Genomic DNA, 21,336 nt, shown 5'->3' on the forward strand with positions numbered 1-21,336 from the left:
GCACAGATATGAGCCCCCTCCTCGCCGCCGTGCTCCAGCTGCTCGCGCTGATCGCCGCGCTCGCTCTGGCGTACCGCCCGCTCGGCGACTACATGGCCCGCGTGTACTCCTCCGACAAGCACCTGCGCGTCGAGAAGTGGATCTACAAGGGCATCGGCGCCAACCCGAACGCCGAGATGCGCTGGCCCGCCTATCTGCGCGGTGTCCTCGCCTTCTCCGCCGTGAGCGTCCTGTTTCTCTACCTGCTCCAGCGCGTCCAGGGCAGCCTGCCCGGCTCGCTCGGCTTCTCCTCCATCGACCCGGACCAGGCGTTCAACACCGCCGCGTCGTTCGTGTCGAACACCAACTGGCAGTCGTACTACGGCGAGCAGGCCATGGGCCACGTCGTCCAGACCGGCGGCCTCGCGGTGCAGAACTTCGTCTCCGCCGCCGTGGGTATCGCGGTCGCGGTGGCGCTCGTCCGCGGCTTCGCCCGCTCCCGCACCGGTGAACTGGGCAACTTCTGGTCCGACCTGGTCCGTGGCACCGTCCGCATCCTGCTCCCGATCTCCGTCGTCGGAGCGATCGTCCTGGTCGCGGCCGGTGCCATCCAGAACTTCGCCGGAATCCACGAGGTCGGCCAATTCTTGAACGGGCACGGCATGGGCGGCTCGCAGCAGTGGAACGGCGGCGCCGTCGCCTCCCAGGAGGCCATCAAGGAGCTGGGCACCAATGGTGGCGGTTACTTCAACGCCAACTCGGCCCACCCCTTCGAGAACCCGAACGCGTTCACGAACCTCTTCCAGATCTTCCTGATCCTGCTGATCCCGTTCGCCCTGACCCGCACCTTCGGCAAGATGGTCGGCTCGGTCAAGCAGGGCTACGCGATCCTGGCCACGATGGCCACCATCTGGGTCGGCTTCGTGCTGCTGATGTGGTGGACCGAGTTCGCGGGCCGCGCCCCGGCCTTCGAGATCGCCGGCGGCGCCCTGGAGGGCAAGGAGACCCGCTTCGGCATCGGCGCCTCGTCGATCTTCGCGGTCTCCACCACACTCACTTCGACCGGAGCGGTGGACTCGTTCCACTCCTCGTTCACCGGCCTGGGCGGGGGCATCACGATGCTCGGCATGATGCTGGGCGAGATCGCGCCCGGCGGCGTCGGCTCCGGCCTCTACGGCATGCTGATCATGGCGATCATCGCCGTGTTCATCGCCGGTCTGATGGTCGGCCGTACGCCCGAGTACCTGGGCAAGAAGATCGGCACCCGCGAGATCAAGCTGGCGGCCCTCTACATCCTCATCACCCCGGCGCTGGTGCTCTGCTTCACCGCCGCGGCCATGGCCCTGCCGACCCCGGCGAACTCCATGACCAACAGTGGCGCGCACGGCTTCTCCGAGATCCTCTACGCGTACACGTCGGGCGCCAACAACAACGGCTCGGCCTTCGCGGGTCTCAACGCCGACACGCAGTGGTTCAACACCACCATCGGTCTGGCCATGCTGCTCGGCCGGTTCCTCCCGATGGTGTTCGTCCTGGCGCTGGCCGGCTCGCTCGCCGAGCAGAAGCCCGTCCCCGCCACCGCGGGCACCCTGCGCACCGATAAGCCGCTCTACGCGGGTCTGCTGGTCGGCACGATCCTGATCATCACCGGTCTGACCTACTTCCCGGCCCTCGCGCTGGGCCCGCTCGCCGAAGGGCTGGCGTCATGACCACCAACGTAAAGAAGCCAGAGGACTCGATGTCCACCGCCACCCCGACCCGGGCGCCCCACAGCGATGTGCCGACCGGCCACAAGCCCGACGCCGGGCGCGTCGGCGCCGGCCTCTTCGACCCCAAGCAGCTGGTCAAGTCCTTCCCGGACGCGATCCGCAAGCTCGACCCCCGGGTGATGATCAAGTCCCCGGTGATGTTCGTCGTCCTGATCGGCTCGGTGGTCACCACCGCGCTGGCCATCAAGGACCCGGAGGACTGGTTCGGCTGGGCGATCGCCGCCTGGCTGTGGCTGACCACGATCTTCGCCAACCTGGCGGAGGCCGTGGCCGAGGGCCGCGGCAAGGCGCAGGCGGACACCCTGCGCAAGGCCAAGACCGACACCGTCGCCCGCCGCCTGACCAAGGACGGGAAGACCGAGGAGCGGGTGCCCGGCACCGAGCTGCGCATCGGCGACCTGGTCGTCTGTGAGGCCGGCGACATCATCCCCGGCGACGGTGACGTCGTCGAGGGCGTCGCGTCGGTGGACGAGTCGGCGATCACCGGCGAGTCGGCCCCCGTCATCCGCGAGTCCGGCGGCGACCGCTCGGCCGTCACCGGTGGTACGAAGGTGCTGTCCGACCGGATCGTCATCAAGATCACGACGAAGCCGGGTGAGACGTTCATCGACCGGATGATCAACCTGGTCGAAGGTGCGGCCCGGCAGAAGACGCCCAACGAGATCGCGCTGAACATCCTGCTCGCCTCGCTGACCATCGTCTTCCTGCTGGCCGTGGTGACGTTGAAGCCGTTCGCGATCTACGCGGGCGCCGACGAGCAGACCTCGATGATCGTCCTTGTCGCCCTGCTGGTCTGCCTCATCCCGACCACCATCGGCGCGCTGCTCTCGGCGATCGGCATCGCGGGCATGGACCGCCTGGTCCAGCGCAACGTGCTGGCCATGTCGGGCCGGGCGGTCGAGGCCGCCGGTGACGTGTCGACGCTGCTGCTCGACAAGACCGGCACCATCACCCTGGGCAACCGCCAGGCCGCCGAGTTCGTCCCGGTCGACGGCGCCACCGCCGCCGAACTCGCGGACGCCGCCCAGCTCTCCTCGCTCGCCGACGAGACCCCCGAGGGGCGTTCCATCGTCGTTCTGGCGAAGGAGAAGTACGGGCTGCGTGAGCGCCACCAGGGCGAGCTGGCCCACGCCGAGTGGATCGCCTTCACCGCCCAGACCCGTATGTCCGGCGTGGACGTCGACGGCCGCAGCGTCCGCAAGGGCGCAGCCGGTTCGGTCATCACGTGGGTCAAGGAGCAGGGCGGAGTCGTCTCCGACGACGCCGACTCGATCGCCGACCGGATCTCCGAAGCGGGCGGTACGCCGCTGCTGGTCGCCGTCGAGGACGACAAGGGCGCCCGTGTGCTCGGCGTCATCCACCTCAAGGACGTCGTCAAGGACGGCATGCGCGAGCGGTTCGACGAGCTGCGCCGCATGGGCATCAAGACCGTCATGATCACGGGTGACAACCCGCTGACCGCGAAGGCGATCGCCGAGGAGGCGGGCGTCGACGATTTCCTCGCGGAGGCCACTCCCGAGGACAAGATGGCGCTCATCAAGCGTGAGCAGGCCGGCGGCAAGCTCGTCGCGATGACGGGCGACGGTACGAACGACGCCCCGGCGCTGGCCCAGGCGGACGTCGGCGTGGCGATGAACACCGGTACCTCGGCCGCCAAGGAGGCCGGGAACATGGTGGACCTCGACTCCAACCCGACCAAGCTCATCGAGATCGTCGAGATCGGCAAGCAGCTCCTCATCACCCGCGGCGCGCTCACGACCTTCTCCATTGCCAACGATGTGGCGAAGTACTTCGCGATCATCCCCGCGATGTTCGCGATCGCCTACCCGGGCCTGGACAAGCTCAACATCATGGGTCTGGCCTCCCCGGAGTCCGCGATCCTGTCCGCGGTCATCTTCAACGCGCTGATCATCATCGCGCTGGTGCCGCTCGCCCTGAAGGGCGTGCAGTACCGGCCGATGAGCGCGGACAGGATGCTCCGCCGCAACCTCGGGATCTACGGACTCGGCGGCCTGATCGCCCCGTTCATCGGCATCAAACTCATCGACCTGCTCATCTCCCTCATCCCCGGAATCGGCTGATCGCCATGAACAACTCCTTCGGAAACGCTGCACGGCTGCTCGGGGCCGGGCTCCGCGCCCTCCTCGTCCTGACCGTCGTCTGCGGCGTCATCTACCCGCTGCTGGTCACGGGAGTGGCCCAGGGCTTGTTCAGCGACAAGGCGAACGGCTCGGAGATCAAGGCCGATGGCAAGGTCGTCGGCTCCGCACTCATCGGCCAGACCTACAACCTGCCGAAGAAGAACCCGAACGACCCGGAGGAGGCGGCGGTCCCGGACCTGAAGTGGTTCCAGCCGCGCCCCTCCAACGGCCTCGGCAGCAACAGCGTCAACACCCAGTACTCGATCATCCTCTCCGGAGCGACCAACCGGTCCGGCGACAACGAGGAACTGATCCAGTGGGTCAAGGACGCCAAGGCCGCCGTGATCAAGGACAACTCCACCGCCTCGTACAAGGTCAAGCCCTCGGACGTGCCGGCCGACGCCGTCACCTCCTCCGGCTCCGGCCTGGACCCGCACATCTCCCCGGAGTACGCGAAGCTCCAGGTCCACCGGGTCGCCGAGAAGAACAACCTCGACGTCGAGCAGGTCGAGAAGCTCGTCGCCGACCACACCGACGGCCGGATCCTCGGCTTCATGGGTGAGCCCCGGGTCAACGTCCTCGAGCTCAACATCGCCCTCAAGGAACTGACCAAGCACTGATGGCCACTTGATCGCACCACACGGGAGTCGACGGGCCGAGGAGAGTCCAAGGCCCGCCGGCTCCCGCCTGCGCCGACTCACGAGGCCGCCGGCCGGCGGGGCGGGCAGCGGCCCGCGCCGGGACCGGCAGCCAGGGGCTGTGTCGTAAAGGTGACTTGGCGGAGGCTGGACAGGCGCAGGTGCTGACGGGCCGGGCCGGTCCCGCCACTCTTCCCCTCATGAGATCAACGAACAGATGGTGGCGGCCGGCGCCATCCTCGCCGCACCACCGCCCGGTGGCCGTCGCCACCCTCACAGCGGTCCTGGTGGGCATGGCCGCACCTGGCGTCGCCCAGGAGCTTGTACCGGCCCGTGCCACGGCCGCCCCGCGCCCGTCCGTCCACACCGTCACGCTGATCACGGGAGACCGTGTCACGGTGAGCCGTTACCCGGACGGCCGCCAGGTGGCCAGTGTGCGTCCGGCACGCGGAGAGGAGGGCGGCGGGTTCAGCACCCGCGAGATCGACGGCCGGATCCACGTCACACCGCTCCTCGCCGTTCCCTACGTCTCCTCGGGGCAACTGGACGCCGCGCTCTTCGACGTCACGGGCCTGATCGAGCAGGGGTACGACGACTCCCATGCCAAGGCGCTGCCGCTGCTGTTGCGTTACGGCGCGTCGGCCCGTCCGTCCGCACGGCAGGCCCCGGTCGGCGTGGAGCGCCGACGGGTGCTCAACAGCGTCGACGGCATGGCCGTCGACGCCACGAAGGGCGAGCTCGACCACTTCTGGGACGCCGTGAGCGGCCCTGCGGACAAGGCCTCGCGGAGCGCGGGTGCCCGCGTCGCACAGAAGGCGCAGACCGTCCCGACCGCACCGAGCCTGGCCGGCGGCCTGAAGAAGATCTGGCTCGACCGCCGGGTGCGGGTGTCGCTGGACCGCAGCGTGCCGCAGGTGGGCGCCCCGGAGGTCTGGAAGACCGGGGTGACCGGCAAGGGCGTCAAGGTCGCGGTGCTGGACACCGGCGTCGACGCCACCCACCCCGACCTCGCGGGCCGGCTGGGCGAGACACGCAACTTCAGTGCGAGCGACAGCACCCGCGACCTCGTCGGCCACGGTACGCACGTGGCGGCGACGATCGCGGGGTCGGGCGCCGCGGCGAACGGAACCCGCAAGGGGGTCGCGCCCGACGCCGAGCTGCTCGTCGGCAAGGTGCTGGACGACTCCGGTTCCGGTACGTACTCCGACGTCCTGGCCGGCATGGAGTGGGCGGCCCACTCGGGTGCCCGGGTCGTCAACATGAGCCTCGGCGGTCCGGCGGCAGACGACGATCCGCTGGTCACCGCGGTGGAGGAGCTGACGGCGGAGACCGGCACACTGTTCGTCGTCGCGGCGGGCAACGAGGGTCCTGGCACGCAGACGGTCGGCTCGCCGGGCACGGCCCCGAGCGCCCTGACCGTGGGTGCCGTCGACCGGGACGACTCGCTCGCCGTGTTCTCCAGCCGTGGCCCCGTCGGTGCGAACGACGCGATCAAGCCCGATCTGACGGCGCCGGGCGTCGGCATCCTCGCCGCGCGAGCGGCGGGCACGGCGATGGGTACCCCGGAGAACGACCTCTACACCGCCGCGTCCGGGACGTCGATGGCCACCCCGCACGTTGCCGGTGCGGCCGCGCTGCTGGCCCAGCGTCACCCGTCGTGGACGGCGGCCGCCATCAAGAACGCGCTCGTCGGCTCGGCGAAGGTGGTCGCGGGTCAGGGCGTGGACGAGCAGGGCGGCGGCCGGATGGACGTGGCCGCGGCGTTCGACCGGAGCGTCGTCCCCACCGGGACGCTGGACCTCGGCGTGCTCGGAGCCGACGGCGACACTGCGACGAAGGAGATCGCCTACACCAACGTCTCCGCGCAGCCGGTCCGGCTGGCGCTGTCGCTGGAGATGAAGGACGCCGACGGCTCGCCGGCGCCCGCCGGCGTCTTCACGGCCGGCTCGTCGTCGGTCACCGTCGCCGCGGGCGAGACCGTGCGGGTCCCACTGACGGCGCGTACGGCGGACACGGCCAAGGGCCGCTGGTCCGGCTATCTGACGGCGGTGCCGGACGACGGCACGGCCGCCGTGCACACCAGCGTCGCCATGACGGTCCGGGGCGCGATGCGCACGCTGACGATGCACTTCGTCGACCGCGAAGGGCGCCCCGCTGTCGTGCCGGGGCTGGAGATGTACGGCTCCGACCGGCGCTACGACGTGCTGGGCTTCATCGCTCCGTGGATGAACGGCACGGCCCGGGTGACGCTCCCCGAGGACACGTACTTCCTCAAGGCCCTGGTGCCGGGCCTCGACGTCAAGGGCTGGCAGCTCACCGACGTGATGCGGCCCGAGCTGAAGCTCGACTCCGACATGGAGATCGTCCTCGACGCCCGTACGGCGAAGCCCATCCAGGTCCGTACCCCCAAGGCGGCCGAGCAGCAGGGGATGATCCACTTCGGCGCCTACCGGGCCTTCGGGTCCCGGAAGATCGCCAGTACGACCATCGATTTCGACTCGGTCCGCACGGTGTTCGCCACGCCGACCGCCAAGCCCGCGAAGGGAAGCTTCGAGTTCTACTCCCGGTGGCGGATGGTCGCCCCCAGGCTGACGGCCCGGGTCCAGGGGGCCGAGGCCCCCGAGCTGAACCCCGTGCTGTTCAACAACTCCCCCGCCGTGGACGGCACACGCAGACTGCCGGTCGTCTTCGCCGAGCCGGAGTCTCTGCCCGGCAAGGACCTGCGCGGCAAGGCCGTGCTGATGCGCACCTCCGGGGGATTCCCCGAGCAGGTGGCGGACGTGGCGAAGACCGGGGCCGCGGCACTGCTGATCATCAACGAGTTCCCGGGACCGGTGTGGAAGCCGTGGAACCCGACGGGCGAGCGCGACCCGCTCATCACGATGCACCTACCGCAGGAGCAGGGCGAGGCGCTCGTGACCTGGCTGAAGCGGCAGCCGACGGCGACGCTGGAGCTGTCGGGCACCTCGTCCAGCCCTTACCTGTACGACCTGGTGTGCACCGAGAAGGACGCCGTGTCGGACCGTCTGTCCTACGCGGTGGAGGCGTCCGGAACGGCAACGGTGGAGTCCCGCTACCACCGGCCCGGAGCCGAGGCCTGGAGCAGCGAGCAGCGTTTCGCCTGGCGCCCCTGGCAGATGACGTCGTTCACGCTGGACAACCAGTCGTTCGTGAAGCTGGCCTCCACCCGGGTGGAGACGGTCAGCGCGGGCGACACACTGTGGCAGGAGAGGGTCACGCACAAGTCGCCGTGGAACACCATGTTCTCCCTCGGCGGCGGGATGACGGGCGGGCTGCACCAGTACACCGCCGGTCAGCGGCTGCGGGAGGACTGGTACGGGTCGGTGGTCCGCCCGACCGCACCCGCCGGGAAGCCCGCCTTCCGCTCGGTGCGCGCGGGCGACACCTTCGCACTGCGGCTCGCGGAGCTGGCCGACGGCGACGGGCGTCACTACGGCTTCGCCGGTGACGACGAAACCGACGAGGTGCGCACGCGGCTGTATCACGACGGCACGCAGGTCGCGGACCAGGCCCAGCCGTGGGGCAGCTTCCCGGCCGCGCCGGGCGAGGGCTCCTACCGGCTGCGGCTGGAGACGGCCAGGAACTCGCCGGCCTGGGCCTTCTCCACGCGGACCGACACGTCCTGGTCGTTCCGGTCCGCCCCGCCTGCGGCAGGCCAGGAGGCGCTGCTGCCGCTGGTGCTGCTCGACTACGACGTCCCGGTGAGCACCCTCAACCAGGTGGCTGGTTCGTCGTCGACGACGCTGCAGGTCACGGCGCGTCACCAGGACGGCTGGACGGGTGCGCGCATCGCGGGCATGCGGGTCCGGGCGTCGACGGACGACGGTGCGCACTGGACGTCCGTGCACGTCTCCCCGCGCGGGAACGGCACGTACGACGTGCGGCTGGACCGTGCTCTGACACATCACGCGGATTTCGTGTCGCTGCGCGTCGAGGCCTGGGACGGCGCGGGCAACGAGGTCGAGCAGACGGTGGTCCGCGCGTTCGGCGTGCGGTAGCCGAGGGCCCCGGACGGTGTGTGGTGACGCGATCGCCCGCGTGGGGGTGGGGATCGCGGCACCGTCCGGAAGGAGGTGCGGCCGGCGAAGCACGCCGGCCGCACCGCCGTTCTCAGATCCAGTTGCGGCGGGCGGCCTGCCAGCCGAGCTGCATACGGGTCGCGACGCCGGCGAGGTTCATCAGGCTCTGGATGCGCCGCTGGACGGTGCGCTTGCTGACGCCGAGCTGTCCGGCGATCGATTCGTCGGTGATGCCCGCGACCATCAGCGACAGCAGGTGCTGGTCCTCGGGAGTGATCGAGGCGTCGTCGGCCGTCAGACCGGTCTCGCCGATCTGGCCCTCCGGGGTCACCCGCAGCGGTGCCCCGACCTCCCAGTAGCGCTCGAAGAGGGCGACGAGCGCCTCCAGCAGGCTGCTGCCGCGGACGACGGCCGCCGTCACATCGCGCGGGCTGCCCGCGGAACCCGCCGGTGCCAGGGGGCAGATGGCGACGGACCGGTCGGCGATCGCCATCCGCAGCGGCAGTGCGGGCACTGCGCGGGCGTCCTCCCCGGCGCGCACGGCTCTGACTACGTTGTCAACGGAGCCGGAGTCGTCGAAGAACGCCTGCTCGTACAGGACGCGGTAGCCGACGCCACGGGCCAGGGCGTCGAACTCGGCCTGGTTCGTACCCGACGGCATCGCGACGTACTGCGCCTTGCAGAACCACAGAAGTTCGTGGCGGGCGCTGTCCTGGACCTGCCGCAGGCGCTGGCGCAGCGCCGCGGCTCCCGTGACGATCTCGACCACCTCGCCCGCGCCGCGCGCCCAGGCGCTGCGGCGGTAGGTCTCCATGAGCTCGGAGATGGCGGTGCGCGCCTTCTCGAGGTCGTCGACGCGGCGTTCGAGCCGCGGGAGTAGAGCCACATCGGGCGGGTTGGCGGCGAACCGTCCCGGCTCTCCCTCCAGACCGCGGGCCAGGCCCTTCTCGTCCAAGGCGACGAGCAACCGCTCGGCGGTCCCCTCGTCCAGGCCCGTCGTGGCGGAGATCTCCCGCGCCGACATTGCGACAGCGACGACGAGCGCGCGGTACACGTCGGCCTCGGCGGCCGAAAGGCCCACCGTCTCCAGCATGCTGTCCCTCTCCCATCCCCTCGCCGAACGCGTCGGCGCACTCCCTCGCAGTGCCTGCCTTCGAACCCGGTAAGCCGCTGCCGACGAGGAGACGCCTTCAGGGGGAACATATCCGTCGGCCGTCTGTCCCGGTTCGACGGGTCACCCACCGCCGCAGTGCCCGCTCGGCGGGCGTAGTAGTAGATGTGCACCGCGTCTGCAGCGGGCCGGTGTAGGGCCTCTCCCTGAGAGGCGCGGCCTTGGCCACTGCCGCCTCTACGGCCGTCCGGCCTCGGCGAGGGCCGGCAGCTGGTTCGCGGGCCTGGTGGGAGCGGGTCCGGATGGCGGCGGGGTCGGGGACCGTCCCGGGCCGCGACGCCCACGCGGAGAACTGGCTGGTGACCGACGTCGGCGCCGTGGTGGCGTTCGGCCTGGAGCCCCACGGGCACCTTCCGCTGGTGTCCGGGTGAGGGACTGCCTCGACGCTCGACACCGGCCCCCACCCCGGATCGTCGACACAGCCCCCGACCAGCAATAGTCTCGTGCCGCCCTGCCGGACCGGTACGGAAGACGGAACCTCTCCGCGGCATCGCGGAGCCAGAGGTGACGCGGATGGAAGATGTGATGGCTGAAGAAGTGCAACGGTGGCTCAAAGAGAACGCTTTACCGTTGGAGAGCCTTCACGCCGGGACATCGGACCACGATCTCGAGCCGCTGCGGGACGTACTGAATGACGTGTGCGTCCTGGGCATGGGCGAGGCCACGCACGGGACTGCCGAGTTCTTTCAGCTCAAGCACCGAATACTGCGGTTCCTCGTCCGGGAAATGGGATTCACAGCCCTGGCCATGGAAGCCAGCGTCTCGGCCGCGCAGGCGGTGAACGACCATGTGCTGCACGGCATCGGTGACGCCGCCGACGCTCTCGCAGGCCTCGGCTTCTGGACATGGCGGACCCGCGAAATGCTCGCCGTCGTCGAGTGGATGCGCGAACACAACCGCACGTCACCGCGGGAAGGTGCCGTGCGCTTCGTCGGTATCGACCCGCAGCGATGCGCACCCTCCCTCGTCGCGCTCAGCGCACTGCTGCGCACGATGGCGTCCGAACGGGCGGACATCATGAGCGGCCGCCTCGCCGCACTGGTGGACGCCAGGCCGGGAGCCTGGGTGATCCACGGGAAGGAGACCCTCGCCGAGGCGCGTGAACTGGCGCGGTTCCTCGAAGAGCACAAGCCCGAACTCACCGGACGCGTGGGTGCCGACACGGTCGATCGTGCGCTCGGCCATGCGCGCATCATCGTGGCAGCGGCTGACGTCGCCACCCGACCCCTGCGCGGCGACACTGCGGAGGCTGGCGCCCTGGCCACCCGGGACCGCTACATGGCGGAGAACGTGATCTCCCTCAAGGAGCGGTCCGCGGGAAAGGTGGCCGTATGGGCCCATAACAGCCATATTGCGAACGGTCGCTACGCCACAGACGTGTCGGCCATGGGGCAGTACCTCAGGAAGCACTACGGTGAGCGCTACTACGCCCTCGGTCTGCTGTTCGGCGAGGGGGCCTTTCGTGCCCGACCGGGGAACTCTGCGACGCGGCCGCCCCGGAGGCACAGGATCGGCTCGGCGGGCCCGAAGTCCGTCGAGGCCCAACTCGCCGCGGCCACACCCGAGGACCACCTGATCGACCTCCGCGCCGGCCGGGCGCTGCCCGCGGTCAGGCAGTGGCTCTACGAGCGACAGTTCATGCGGTCGTTCGGCGCATCGGTCCCCCGCGTGACGTACCGCTTCGATATGACCCCTACTGTGCTGGGCCGAGAGTACGACGGGCTCGCCTATGTCGCCTCCTCGACGATTTCGGCTCTGCTGCCCTGAGGGCACGGCAGTGGCCGCCGTGGCGGTGCACGGCGCCCCGTACGGCACAGTTCAGACCAGCAGCGCGGCCGCTTGCCGGCGTGCCTGGTCCAGCCACGCCGCGCGTGCTTCATCGGTCGAGTCGGTGACGGTCCGGAAGACGACCCGGCGCACATCGTCAACTCCTGCGTAGGGCAGGACGCAGGCCGACCAGATCCTTTGCAGCGGGTCGCCGAACTCGCTCTCTTCACGGTCGGCGGGGGTGTCGGAGGTGTTCAGGACGAGGGCTCTGCCTGCCTTCAGGAGCCCCGTGGGCTCGCCCTCCGCGGTACCCAGCTTGTAGGCGACGCCGGGCGCAAGTACGCGCTGCACCCAGCCGGTGAGGACAGCGGGTGGCATACCCCACCAGTTCGGGTGGACGAACACCATGGCATCGAGTGTGGCCACCTCTGCTCGGTGCAGCGCCACCTGTGAGTCGTGCGCGGGTGGCGCTGACCGGACCGTGCCCGTCTCGTCGGCGGTCAGCAGCGGTGTGAATCCTTCGGCGCAGAGGTCATGCGCCGAGACATGGCACCCTCGCCCGCGCAACTCCTCCACCACGGCATCGAATACGGCGTGGTTGAAGCTCCCCGGACGCGGGTGTGCGAGGTACACCCCTATATGCATGGTTCGTCCCTCAGTCGACACGGACGTCATCGGCCACCGATCCCTGTGGGTGGTTGCATCCGCTTCGCCACTCGGCTGATCGTCATTATCCGTGAGTCACTGCTCACGGGAGCCGGTTTCGAGATCAGGCAATGTGTCATGGGCTGATCAATGATGGCCGGCCGCGATGTCCAGGTCGGGCCGTCGGCCACCGACCCCGCTTCCGTACGACGGGGGAGATGTCGCGCCCCGGCGCGGATCCCGCCGAGTGCACCGACACCGCCGCTCCGGCCCGTCGGCGCAGCACGCCGCGGCGAGCTGGGACCGGCCGGCGTTCTCGGCGCAGACGAACAGCACACCGGGCACGGGCTTCGCACTCAGCCCGGACGCCTTGGCCAGAGCGCCGAGGCGCTGGTCGGCGAAGCGTTCGATCGGTACGGGCACGTGCGTACCCATCCGTGCGGGCACCTCAGCAGCAGTGCGCAGTCGTCGACGTATGCCTCGGCGGTCTGTCGGGAGTGCACATGCCCGTACCGCGCGCACAGCCGCCGGGTGATGCGCTCCATCACCGCACCACCCGACCCCACCTCGGATCATAGGCATCCATCTATGTCCTGCCCGGGCTGGAAGGCAGGTGAACCCTCGGTGAACGGCCGGCCGATCGCCTCTTCGGGCATCGGGCGCGTACCCCCAAGGCCCTTATGGTGAATAGATGGCTATCACTGCGTACGGCGCGGCGGAGACGGCTGTGGAGACGGCGGTGGAGAACGCGGAGGCGTGCGGTCCCGGGCTCTCCTGCCTGCTCATCGACCGGGGGGAAGCCGAGCGGCTCGCCGTCATGCTGAAAGCCATCGCCGACCCCACCCGGCTGCAGCTGCTGAGGCTGATCGAGAGGGCGCCCGGCGGCGAGGCGTGCGTCTGCGATCTGACCGAGTGCCTCGGCCTGCGCCAGCCGACCGTGAGCCATCATCTGAAGCTCATGACGGAGGCCGGGCTGCTGGACCGCGAACGCCGCGGCACATGGGTCTGGTACTCCGTGAACCTGGACGGGCTGCGCCGGGTGCGCGACATCATCGACCCCGCAACCGTCTGACGCGGGATCCATCGGCCGACGCCGAGGCCGGCGTTCCGGCGACGGGGAGTCACCGCACCGACCCGACATGCCCGGATTCGCGAAATTCCGGGAGCAATGGTTCCGGCCGCCTGGATGCAGGCAAGTATTGTGGCGTGAAGTTATGGGGCAGTTTGTCCATAAATAGGCAGTCGAAGAAATGGCCGTGACCATTGCCGGGCGGACGTCCGTGGACCTGGCATGCACAGCGGCGAGCTTCGGTTGACGTCCGAACCGTTCCGCCCACCCCACCTCATCCGCACGGCCGGTCCCGCCGGCAGACACGAGGATCGAGAGTCGACGTGAACCTCCCCCCATCAGTGCGCCGGGCCGCGGCTCCCGTGGCTCTGGCGGCGGCTGTCATGCTGGCTGCGAGCGCGTGCGGCGGTGCCGACGCGGGCTCTCAGGGCGGCGGCGATGGCGACAAGCTCGCCGGCACGATCACGGTGGACGGATCCAGCACGGTGGCCCCGCTCTCCACGGCGGCGGCCCAGCTCTTCCAGCAGGAGAACCGCGGCGTCAAGGTCACGGTCGGCACTTCCGGCACCGGCGGCGGATTCGAGAAGTTCTGCGCCGGCGAGACCGACATCTCCGACGCCTCCCGTCCGATCAAGGACGAGGAGAAGGACCTCTGTGCCAGGAACGGCATCAAGTACGAGGAGTTCCAGGTCGCCAACGACGGCCTGTCGGTGGTCGTGAGCAAGGACAACGACTTCGCCGACTGCCTCACCGTCGAGCAGCTGAAGAAGATCTGGGCGCCCGGTTCCAAGGTCACCAACTGGAAGCAGGTCGACCCCGCGTTCCCGGACGTCGAGCTGGAGCTGTTCGGCCCCGGGACGGACTCCGGAACCTTCGACTACTTCACTCAGGCCGTCAACGGTGAAGAGGGCAGGTCCCGTACCGACTACTCGCCCAGTGAGGACGACAACGTCACCGTCCAGGGCGTGTCCGGCTCCAAGGGCGGCATGGGCTACTTCGGCCTGTCGTACTACGAGGAGAACAAGGGCAAGCTGAAGGTCCTGAAGATCGACGGCGGCGACGGCTGCGTCGAGCCCACCCGGACCACCGTCCAGGACGGCACCTACAAGCCGCTGTCCCGCCCGCTGTTCATCTACCCCAACGCCGCCGCGCTCGACAGGAAGGAAGTCGAGGCGTTCGTCGAGTACTACGTCGAGAACAACGCCGACATCGCCAAGGCCGCCCAGTTCGTGCCGCTCAACTCCCAGCAGGAGGCCGAGCTGAAGAAGGACCTGGCGACGCTGCGGAAGCAGCACGCGTCATGACCTCCCGGGGTTTCGGGCGGCGGGCCGCTGCGGGGAGTCCCGGCTTCCTGAAGCGGGCCCAGCCGCGCCACGGCGAAAGGGCCATCCGCGTCCTGCTCGTGGCCGCCTCCCTGGTCTCGGTGCTGACCACCGTCGGTATCGTCATCGCCCTGATCCCGCCGGTCGTCGAGTTCTTCGGCAAGGTGAACTTCGGCGACTTCATCACCGGTACCGATTGGGCGCCGCTGTTCCAGCCGCCGCAGTTCGGCGTCATCCCACTGGTGACGGCCACGTTGATGGTCACGTTCATCGCCCTGTTCGTGGCCGTGCCGCTCGGGCTGGGCTCGGCGGTGTACCTGAGCGAGTACGCGGGCCGCCGGGTCCGTGGCATCCTCAAGCCGGTGCTGGAGGTGCTCGCGGGCATCCCCACCGTCGTCTACGGCTTCTTCGCCCTGAAGGCCATTACGCCACTGCTGCAGGAGATCTGGCCGGGCGGCCGGGGCCCGCAGGTCTTCAACGCCCTGTCGGCGGGCTTCGTCATGGGCATCATGATCATCCCGACGATCGCCTCGCTCGCCGAGGACTCCATGAACGCCGTGCCCCACGCCCTGCGCGACGGCGCCTACGCTCTCGGCTCCTCGCGTATGCAGGTCTCGACCCGCGTCGTCTTCCCCGCCGCGCTCTCGGGCATCGTGGCCGCCATCGTGCTCGGGATCTCACGGGCGATCGGCGAGACGATGATCGTGGCCATCGCGGCCGGCGGACGTCCGAACCTGTCGTTCAATCCGCTCGAAGGCATGCAGACCATGACCGCGTTCATCGCCGCGGCCGGCATCGGGGACCTGCCCACCGGCTCCACCGGCTATCAGACGATCTTCGCGGTGGGCCTGCTGCTGTTCGTCATCACGCTGGTGATGAACCTGATCAGCATCCGCCTGGTCCGCAGGTACCGCGAGGTGTACGAATGAACTCCGACACCGCCACCACGACGAACGCCCCCGCTCCTGGCGTGCCGCGGCTCAAGGGGCGCGGAACGCCCCTGCGGGAGAAGTTCTTCCAGCTCAGCCTGTGGGCGTCGCTGGCCATCGGTGTGGTCTTCCTCGTCGGCCTGCTCCTCTACGTGATCGTGGAGGGCTGGCCCCGGCTGAATCTGAAGCTCCTGACCAACTTCCCCGACATCATCGATCCGTCGAACGCCGGCGCCCAGTCGGCGATCACCGGCACGATCTGGGTCATCGCCTTCACGGCGCTCTATTGCCTGCCCACCGGCGTTCTCACCGCGATCTACCTGGAGGAGTACGCCGACCGCGACCGGTGGTGGAACCGGGCCGTCGAGATCAACATCCAGAACCTGGCGGCCGTTCCCTCGATCGTCTACGGCATCCTGGGTCTGGGCGTGATCTCCCGCGGCCTGGGCTTCGGCCAGACCGTGCTGACCGCGTCCCTGACGCTGTCGCTCCTGGTCCTGCCCATTGTGATCATCTCCTCCCGGGAGGCGATCCGCGCCGTACCGCAGTCCATCCGTCAGGCGTCCCTCGCCCTCGGCGCCACCCAGTGGCAGACCGTCTGGCGCCAGGTACTGCCCGCGGCCGTACCCGGCATGGCGACAGGCTCGATCCTCGCGCTGTCCCGCGCCATCGGCGAGGCCGCACCGCTGCTGCTGCTCGGCGGGCTGACCTTCATCACGTTCAACCCGACCGGAGTGCAGAGCCCGTTCACCGTCCTGCCGATCCAGATCTTCAACTGGATCAGCCAGTCCCGCGCCGAGTTCACCGCACTCGCCTCCGCAGCGATCGTCGTTCTGCTCGTGATCCTGCTGGCCATGAACTCCCTGGCGATCTGGCTGCGCAACCACTTCTCCCGCCATTGGTGAGCGCGCCGTGTCACCGATACCCGATCAGCCGATGCCCGATCAGCCGATCCCCGACCCCTCAGAAGCGACCGCTGACTCCGAGGTGGAGACCACCATGACCCCTCCCTCCCACGCCTCCGGCGGCACCAGGCCCCCGCACGTCGCCCACCCCGCCGCGCCGCCGCCCGTGGCCGGCGCGGTCTTCGAAGTCGGCAGCCTCTCGGTCTTCTACGGCGATCACGAGGCCGTACGCGACGTCAACATGACCATCGGGCCCCGCCAGATCACCGCGATGATCGGCCCCTCGGGGTGCGGCAAGTCCACCGTGCTGCGCTGCTTCAACCGGATGAACGACCTCCTGCCCACCGCCCGCGTGGTCGGCAAGATCCGCTACCACAACGAGGATCTCTACGGCCGACAGGTCGACCCCATCGAGGTCCGCCGGCGCATCGGCATGGTCTTCCAGAAGCCCAACCCGTTCCCGAAGTCCATCTACGACAACATCGCCTACGGCCCCCGGGTGGGCGGCTTCAAGGGCAACTTGGACGACCTGGTCGAGGAGACCCTCACCCACGCCGCGCTGTGGGACGAGGTGAAGGACAAGCTGAAGACCTCCGCGCTCGCGCTCTCCGGCGGCCAGCAGCAGCGGCTGTGCATCGCCCGGACCATCGCGGTCAAGCCCGAGGTGATCCTCATGGACGAGCCCTGCTCATCCCTCGACCCGATCGCCACCGCGAAGATCGAGGACCTCATGGAGCATCTGGCACAGGAGTTCACGATCGTCGTCGTGACCCACAACATGCAGCAGGCGGCGCGCGTTTCGGAGCGCACCGCCTTCTTCACCGCCGACGTCGACGCGAACGGAGTGCGGCACGGCCGTCTGGTCGAGTACGACGAGACGGGCAATCTCTTCAGCAACCCGTCCGACCAGCGGACCGAGGACTACATCTCCGGCCGCTTCGGCTGACGTACGCCGTCCGATGCCCGCCCCTCCTGGGCTTTCGTGCAGGACCGCCGCCGGTACGACGGGTCAGCCGATGACGCCGTCGAGGTCCCGGTCGACGGCCTGTGGATGCGCCGGTCAGGCGGTGAAGACCAGGGGCCTGAGCTGCGCGCGGGCCGTGCAGGGGGCGGCGGTTCAGCCGGCAGGGCCGGAGCCGATGACGAGGACGTCCCGGATCTCGCCGGTCCCGGTCTGCTCGCTCATGCGGACTTCTCCGGGACAAGCTCCTCGACGAGGCCCTCGACGAGCTTCTTGATCTCGTCGCGGATCGGGCGTACGGCCTCGACGCCCTGGCCCGCAGGGTCGTCCAGCTTCCAGTCCAGGTAGCGCTTGCCGGGGAAGACCGGGCAGGTGTCGCCGCAGCCCATGGTGATGCAGACGTCGGACTCCTTGACCGCGTCCACGGTCAGGATCTTCGGGGTCTCTGCGGAGATGTCGATGTCGACCTCGCGCATGGCCTCGACCGCGGCCGGGTTGACCTGGTCGGCCGGAGCGGAGCCCGCCGAGCGGACCTCGACACGGTCGCCGGCCAAGTGGGTCAGCCACCCGGCAGCCATCTGGGAACGGCCGGCGTTGTGGACGCAGACGAACAGGACTGAGGGCTTCTCGGCCATCGCAGGTCCTTCTTGTCTCATGGAGGAGGTCGCATGACGAATCAGGCACGCATGAAATCAGTACGTGGTGGTGTCATCCATCGCTGATGTGACAGTATCAGTCCATGCTGACGTCAGTCGACACTGAACTGATCCGGGTGCTGGCCGACCCGCTCAGGCTCCAGATCGTGACCCTGCTCGCCCACGAGACCCTCTGCACCACACACCTCGTGGAAGAGACCGGGGCCAGGCAGACCAACCTCTCCAACCACCTGAGAGTGCTGCGCGAGGCCGGTGTCGTGGAGACGGAGCCGTGCGGACGCTTCACCTACTACCGGCTCCGCCCCGACGTCATCGCGTCACTCGCCGGCCAGTTCACTGACCTCGCGGAGACCGCGCGCGCCACTGCCGAAGCGAACATCAAGCGGTCCTGCCCCTGATCCCCGCGCCCGTCGCCGCTGCACGTATCGAGGAGTCCTGTTGAGCACCGCTGAGGCCGTACCCAAGACCCTCGCGGAATCCGGCGAGCCGTCGGCCGAACCGCAGTCCGCCCCGGGCGCGACGCCGCCTGGTGCGCCGCTGGTCGCCCGTGCCGCCGCCGAACTCGTCGGCACCGCCGCCCTCGTCGCGGTCGTGGTCGGCTCCGGCATCCAGGCGACCGAGCTCACCCAGGACGTCGGCCTCCAGCTGCTCGCGAATTCGATCGCCACCGTCTTCGGGCTCGGCGTACTGATCACCCTGCTCGGCCCGGTCTCCGGAGCCCACTTCAACCCCGCTGTCACGCTGGCCGAGTGGTGGACCGCCCGCCGTGGCGGCGCCGGCGTCACCGCGCGCGAAGCGGCCGTGTACATACCCGCGCAGATTGCCGGGGCGATCGCGGGTGCCCTGCTGGCCGATGCGATGTTCGGCGAGCCGCTCGTGAAATGGTCCACGCACGACCGCTCGGCCGGAAATCTGCTGCTGGGCGAGGTCGTGGCCACCGCCGGACTCGTCCTGCTGATCTTCGGCCTCGCCCGCACCGACCGGCTCCGTTTCGCGCCGGTCGCGGTCGCCTCGTACATCGGCGCGGCCTACTGGTTCACGTCGTCCACGTCCTTCGCCAACCCGGCGGTGACCGTCGGCCGCGCCTTCACCGACACCTTCGCAGGCATCGCGCCCGCATCGGTGCCGGGCTTCGTCGCCGCCCAACTGGCCGGTGGGCTCGTGGGGCTGGCGCTGGTGGCGCTCATCTTCATGCGCGGCAAGGCCGGTTCCCAGCGGGAGGCGTGACCGCCGCAACCCAGGTGGTCGTGATCGGCGGCGGGCGGTCCGGGCTCGCCGCCGACGGTGTCGAACGGTCCGACGGCATGAGTGCCGTGGCCGACGCCGTCTCAGGACAGCGTGGCGATGACCTCCCGTACCCGCGATACGACGTTCTCGGGCAGCGGCGCGTAGTGAATGCTGGGAAGGATCTTCTGCCCTTCCTCGCTGGCCGTGTAGGCGAGGAAGGACTTCAGCGCCGGCAGCGAATCCGGCGGGTTGCCCTTGTCGCAGACGATTTCGTAGGTGACCAGGACGATGGGATAGGCGCCTTCGGCGCTTGTCGCGTAGTCGAACTTCAGCGTCAGGTCGTCGTCCTTGCCCACGAACTCGGCGCTGGCGATGCCGGCCGACGCGGTGTCGGGGCTGGCCTCGATGGGGTGCGAGGCTCCGGTGTCGATCCTGACGGTGGGGATCTTCAGCTTGGTGGCGAAGGAGAGCTCGAAGTAGCCGATCGTCCCTTCGGCGTTGCGTACACCGGTTGCCACTCCGTCGGAGCCGGCCGCGGAATGGCCGCCCTTGCCCTGCCAGGCCTTCTCCTTCGGGTACGGCCATTCGTCCGGGGCGGCGCCGGACAGATAGGCGTTGAGGTTCTGCGTCGTGCCCGAGTCGTCGGAGCGATGGATCGCCTGGATCGGCAGGTCGGGCAGTCGGACCCGGGGGTTGAGCTTCTTGATCGCCGGGTGGGACCAGTTGGTGATCTCCGAATCGAAGATCTTCGCCAGCGTCCCGGCGTCCAGCACGAGATCGCCCACGCCGGAGAGGTTGTAGCCGATGGCGATCGGACCGCCGACCATCGGCAGATCGATCGCCTTGCCGCCCGGGCACTGCTTCTTCGACCGCTCGACGTCCGCGGGCTTCAGTGCGCCGTCGGTGCCGCCGAATGCGGTGGCCTGTCGCATGAACTGGGCAATGCCTGCGCCGGAGCCCAAGGGGTTGTAGGCGATCTGCACCGACGGACACGCCCGCCGGTATTCCTTGATCCAGCGCTCCATCGCGTTCTTCTGTGCCGTCGAACCGGAACCGGACACCTGCCCCGCTTCGGCACATGCGATCCGAGCCGGGGGCGGCAGCGTGACGGCGGGGTCCTTGCTGTCGGCGGAGTCACCGACCTCGCTGACGACGAATGCCACCGCGCCGGTCACCGCACACGCGGCCGCAGCAACAGCCGCTCCGATCGGTCGGAATCGTCTGCGGTCCGCGCGTCGATGCTGCACGCTGCACTCCTGGTCTCCCGTGATGGCATGCGAGCCACCGATGCTGAGGCGCCGGGCAGATCGGCGCGCCGATGCGATGCCTCTTCGCCAGACGTATAGATATTCAGCGATATGCGGAATCCCAGGGCGAAGTCGAGGCGAACAGTAGGTGTCGTAACACCGGCCTCGCGGTGGCGCTTGCGGTGGCAGTCAGGCGGTCGCGAGCAGACGCCCCATCGCGGCGAGCACGGACGACTCGACGCGGTAGTACACCCATGTCCCACGGCGCTCGGAGGTCAGCAGTCCGGCCTCTTTCAGCTTCTTCAGGTGGTGCGAGACGGTGGGCTGGGAGACGCCGACGTCGGAGATGTCGCACACGCACGCCTCGCCGCCTTCGTGGGACGCGACCGCGGAGAACAGGCGCAGCCGGACCGGATCGCCGAGCGCCTTGAACATCTTCGCCGTCCGCTCGGCCTCCTCCGCCGTGAAGGGGCGTTCGGTCAGCGGCGGGCAGCACGGGGCCACGGCCGCGGGGGCCTCGGACTCCAGCAGTGGCAGCATCTCGACATTCGACATACATCTATGTTGACACATGTCGAATCAAAGTGGAGAGAGTGCGCGTCCCTGGGGCGAGGTCGTCGACCCGGCGGCCGAGAAGCTGCTCGCGCCCATCGGCTGGGTCCGCCCGGACGCGGCGGCGTACCCGACCGGCACCGTCCATCCGCACGGCGTGAACGAGCTCTCCCACCTTGAGGAGGGCGTCTATCCGGTGGGGATGAAGTCGTACGGCCGCGCCCCGACGTTCCTCGCCCTGACCGGTTACGAGCAGGTGCGTTCCCTCGCGGCAATGTACGCCGTCGTCATCGCCCTCGTTCCTCTGCTCACCGAACG

At 69.2% G+C, this 21,336-nt stretch carries 19 protein-coding genes and 1 pseudogene; 14 read left to right on the top strand and 6 right to left on the bottom strand.

The features are described 5' to 3' along the window. The first annotated feature begins 8 nt into the window (after positions 1-8). The 4 genes from kdpA (at position 9) to ACWCXB_RS29205 (ending at position 8,546) form a co-directional block, all read left to right on the top strand. Positions 9-1,688 carry a potassium-transporting ATPase subunit KdpA gene (gene kdpA, locus ACWCXB_RS29190; protein WP_450726740.1) on the top strand — a complete coding sequence of 560 codons (1,680 nt, stop codon included), beginning with the start codon at positions 9-11 and terminating at the stop codon, positions 1,686-1,688. Next, entirely contained in the window at positions 1,685-3,829 is a 2,145-nt protein-coding gene (gene kdpB / locus ACWCXB_RS29195; protein WP_450726741.1) for a potassium-transporting ATPase subunit KdpB, read from the top strand. The genes kdpA and kdpB overlap by 4 nt, the downstream gene beginning before the upstream one ends. A 5-nt stretch (positions 3,830-3,834) precedes the next feature. Beyond that, positions 3,835-4,509, top strand: coding sequence for a potassium-transporting ATPase subunit C (locus tag ACWCXB_RS29200; RefSeq protein WP_450726742.1), 675 nt, complete (start codon positions 3,835-3,837; stop codon positions 4,507-4,509). Positions 4,510-4,784: 275 nt separating this feature from the next. Continuing rightward, entirely contained in the window at positions 4,785-8,546 is a 3,762-nt protein-coding gene (locus tag ACWCXB_RS29205) for a S8 family serine peptidase (protein ID WP_450726743.1), read from the top strand. Positions 8,547-8,658: 112 nt separating this feature from the next. On the opposite strand, the gene ACWCXB_RS29210 is transcribed toward ACWCXB_RS29205, so the two are convergent. Next, positions 8,659-9,660 (bottom strand): helix-turn-helix domain-containing protein, encoded by a 1,002-nt coding sequence (locus ACWCXB_RS29210; RefSeq protein ID WP_450726744.1) that lies wholly within the window; start codon positions 9,658-9,660, stop codon positions 8,659-8,661. 320 nt (positions 9,661-9,980) lie between these two features. Here ACWCXB_RS29210 and ACWCXB_RS29215 point away from each other — a divergent pair, with 320 nt between their 5' ends. Continuing rightward, on the top strand, positions 9,981-10,109 hold the full coding sequence (locus tag ACWCXB_RS29215) for a hypothetical protein (RefSeq protein ID WP_450726745.1): 129 nt from the start codon (positions 9,981-9,983) through the stop codon (positions 10,107-10,109). A 199-nt stretch (positions 10,110-10,308) separates the two neighbouring features. After that, positions 10,309-11,505, top strand: a complete 1,197-nt coding sequence (locus ACWCXB_RS29220; protein WP_450726746.1) for an erythromycin esterase family protein — start codon at positions 10,309-10,311, stop codon at positions 11,503-11,505. Positions 11,506-11,556: 51 nt separating this feature from the next. On the opposite strand, the gene ACWCXB_RS29225 is transcribed toward ACWCXB_RS29220, so the two are convergent. Beyond that, entirely contained in the window at positions 11,557-12,150 is a 594-nt protein-coding gene (locus ACWCXB_RS29225) for an NAD(P)H-dependent oxidoreductase (protein ID WP_450726747.1), read from the bottom strand. A gap of 147 nt (positions 12,151-12,297) precedes the next feature. After that, positions 12,298-12,585: a hypothetical protein gene (locus ACWCXB_RS29230; RefSeq protein WP_450726748.1), complete on the bottom strand. Its 288-nt coding sequence runs from the start codon at positions 12,583-12,585 to the stop codon at positions 12,298-12,300. Between the two features lie 256 nt (positions 12,586-12,841). Between ACWCXB_RS29230 and ACWCXB_RS29235 the strand changes: the two genes are divergently transcribed. The 5 genes from ACWCXB_RS29235 to pstB all read left to right on the top strand — a co-directional run bounded on the left by ACWCXB_RS29235 (position 12,842) and on the right by pstB (position 17,321). Further along, positions 12,842-13,222 carry an ArsR/SmtB family transcription factor gene (locus ACWCXB_RS29235; protein ID WP_450726749.1) on the top strand — a complete coding sequence of 127 codons (381 nt, stop codon included), beginning with the start codon at positions 12,842-12,844 and terminating at the stop codon, positions 13,220-13,222. Positions 13,223-13,581: 359 nt separating this feature from the next. Next, a complete protein-coding gene (locus ACWCXB_RS29240) occupies positions 13,582-14,523 on the top strand; it encodes a PstS family phosphate ABC transporter substrate-binding protein (protein ID WP_450726774.1) in 942 nt (313 codons plus the stop codon). After that, a complete protein-coding gene (pstC, locus tag ACWCXB_RS29245; RefSeq protein ID WP_450726750.1) occupies positions 14,520-15,470 on the top strand; it encodes a phosphate ABC transporter permease subunit PstC in 951 nt (316 codons plus the stop codon). The genes ACWCXB_RS29240 and pstC overlap by 4 nt, the downstream gene beginning before the upstream one ends. After that, complete coding sequence (pstA, locus tag ACWCXB_RS29250; RefSeq protein WP_450726751.1) at positions 15,467-16,375, top strand: phosphate ABC transporter permease PstA; 909 nt, start codon at positions 15,467-15,469, stop codon at positions 16,373-16,375. The genes pstC and pstA overlap by 4 nt, the downstream gene beginning before the upstream one ends. Before the next feature lie 94 nt (positions 16,376-16,469). Continuing rightward, on the top strand, positions 16,470-17,321 hold the full coding sequence (gene pstB / locus ACWCXB_RS29255) for a phosphate ABC transporter ATP-binding protein PstB (RefSeq protein ID WP_450726752.1): 852 nt from the start codon (positions 16,470-16,472) through the stop codon (positions 17,319-17,321). 236 nt (positions 17,322-17,557) lie between these two features. Here the strand turns inward: pstB and ACWCXB_RS29260 are convergent, their stop codons facing one another. Next, positions 17,558-17,971 (bottom strand): arsenate reductase ArsC, encoded by a 414-nt coding sequence (locus ACWCXB_RS29260; protein ID WP_450726753.1) that lies wholly within the window; start codon positions 17,969-17,971, stop codon positions 17,558-17,560. A gap of 104 nt (positions 17,972-18,075) precedes the next feature. Here ACWCXB_RS29260 and ACWCXB_RS29265 point away from each other — a divergent pair, with 104 nt between their 5' ends. Both ACWCXB_RS29265 and ACWCXB_RS29270 read left to right on the top strand, forming a co-directional pair. After that, positions 18,076-18,390, top strand: coding sequence for an ArsR/SmtB family transcription factor (locus ACWCXB_RS29265; RefSeq protein WP_450726754.1), 315 nt, complete (start codon positions 18,076-18,078; stop codon positions 18,388-18,390). Positions 18,391-18,430: 40 nt separating this feature from the next. After that, on the top strand, positions 18,431-19,219 hold the full coding sequence (locus ACWCXB_RS29270) for an aquaporin (RefSeq protein WP_450726755.1): 789 nt from the start codon (positions 18,431-18,433) through the stop codon (positions 19,217-19,219). A gap of 101 nt (positions 19,220-19,320) precedes the next feature. Here the strand turns inward: ACWCXB_RS29270 and pstS are convergent, their stop codons facing one another. Then, entirely contained in the window at positions 19,321-20,466 is a 1,146-nt protein-coding gene (gene pstS, locus ACWCXB_RS29275) for a phosphate ABC transporter substrate-binding protein PstS (protein WP_450726756.1), read from the bottom strand. 189 nt (positions 20,467-20,655) lie between these two features. Further along, entirely contained in the window at positions 20,656-21,021 is a 366-nt protein-coding gene (locus tag ACWCXB_RS29280) for an ArsR/SmtB family transcription factor (protein WP_450726757.1), read from the bottom strand. A 76-nt stretch (positions 21,022-21,097) separates the two neighbouring features. Here ACWCXB_RS29280 and ACWCXB_RS29285 point away from each other — a divergent pair. Continuing rightward, positions 21,098-21,301 (top strand): annotated as a pseudogene (locus tag ACWCXB_RS29285) (flavoprotein); the annotation flags it as partial. Between the last annotated feature and the right edge of the window lie 35 nt (positions 21,302-21,336).

Source organism: Streptomyces sp. NPDC001514, from assembly GCF_053597075.1.

Coding starts and splice junctions, on each gene's coding strand:
- kdpA (WP_450726740.1), top strand. CDS start 9: ATGAGCCCCCTCCTCGCCGCCGTGCTCCAGCTGCTCGCGCTGATCGCC.
- kdpB (WP_450726741.1), top strand. CDS start 1,685: ATGACCACCAACGTAAAGAAGCCAGAGGACTCGATGTCCACCGCCACC.
- ACWCXB_RS29200 (WP_450726742.1), top strand. CDS start 3,835: ATGAACAACTCCTTCGGAAACGCTGCACGGCTGCTCGGGGCCGGGCTC.
- ACWCXB_RS29210 (WP_450726744.1), bottom strand. CDS start 9,660: ATGCTGGAGACGGTGGGCCTTTCGGCCGCCGAGGCCGACGTGTACCGC.
- ACWCXB_RS29215 (WP_450726745.1), top strand. CDS start 9,981: ATGGCGGCGGGGTCGGGGACCGTCCCGGGCCGCGACGCCCACGCGGAG.
- ACWCXB_RS29225 (WP_450726747.1), bottom strand. CDS start 12,150: ATGCATATAGGGGTGTACCTCGCACACCCGCGTCCGGGGAGCTTCAAC.
- ACWCXB_RS29230 (WP_450726748.1), bottom strand. CDS start 12,585: ATGGGTACGCACGTGCCCGTACCGATCGAACGCTTCGCCGACCAGCGC.
- ACWCXB_RS29235 (WP_450726749.1), top strand. CDS start 12,842: ATGGCTATCACTGCGTACGGCGCGGCGGAGACGGCTGTGGAGACGGCG.
- pstC (WP_450726750.1), top strand. CDS start 14,520: ATGACCTCCCGGGGTTTCGGGCGGCGGGCCGCTGCGGGGAGTCCCGGC.
- pstA (WP_450726751.1), top strand. CDS start 15,467: ATGAACTCCGACACCGCCACCACGACGAACGCCCCCGCTCCTGGCGTG.
- pstB (WP_450726752.1), top strand. CDS start 16,470: ATGACCCCTCCCTCCCACGCCTCCGGCGGCACCAGGCCCCCGCACGTC.
- ACWCXB_RS29260 (WP_450726753.1), bottom strand. CDS start 17,971: ATGGCCGAGAAGCCCTCAGTCCTGTTCGTCTGCGTCCACAACGCCGGC.
- ACWCXB_RS29265 (WP_450726754.1), top strand. CDS start 18,076: ATGCTGACGTCAGTCGACACTGAACTGATCCGGGTGCTGGCCGACCCG.
- ACWCXB_RS29280 (WP_450726757.1), bottom strand. CDS start 21,021: ATGTCGAATGTCGAGATGCTGCCACTGCTGGAGTCCGAGGCCCCCGCG.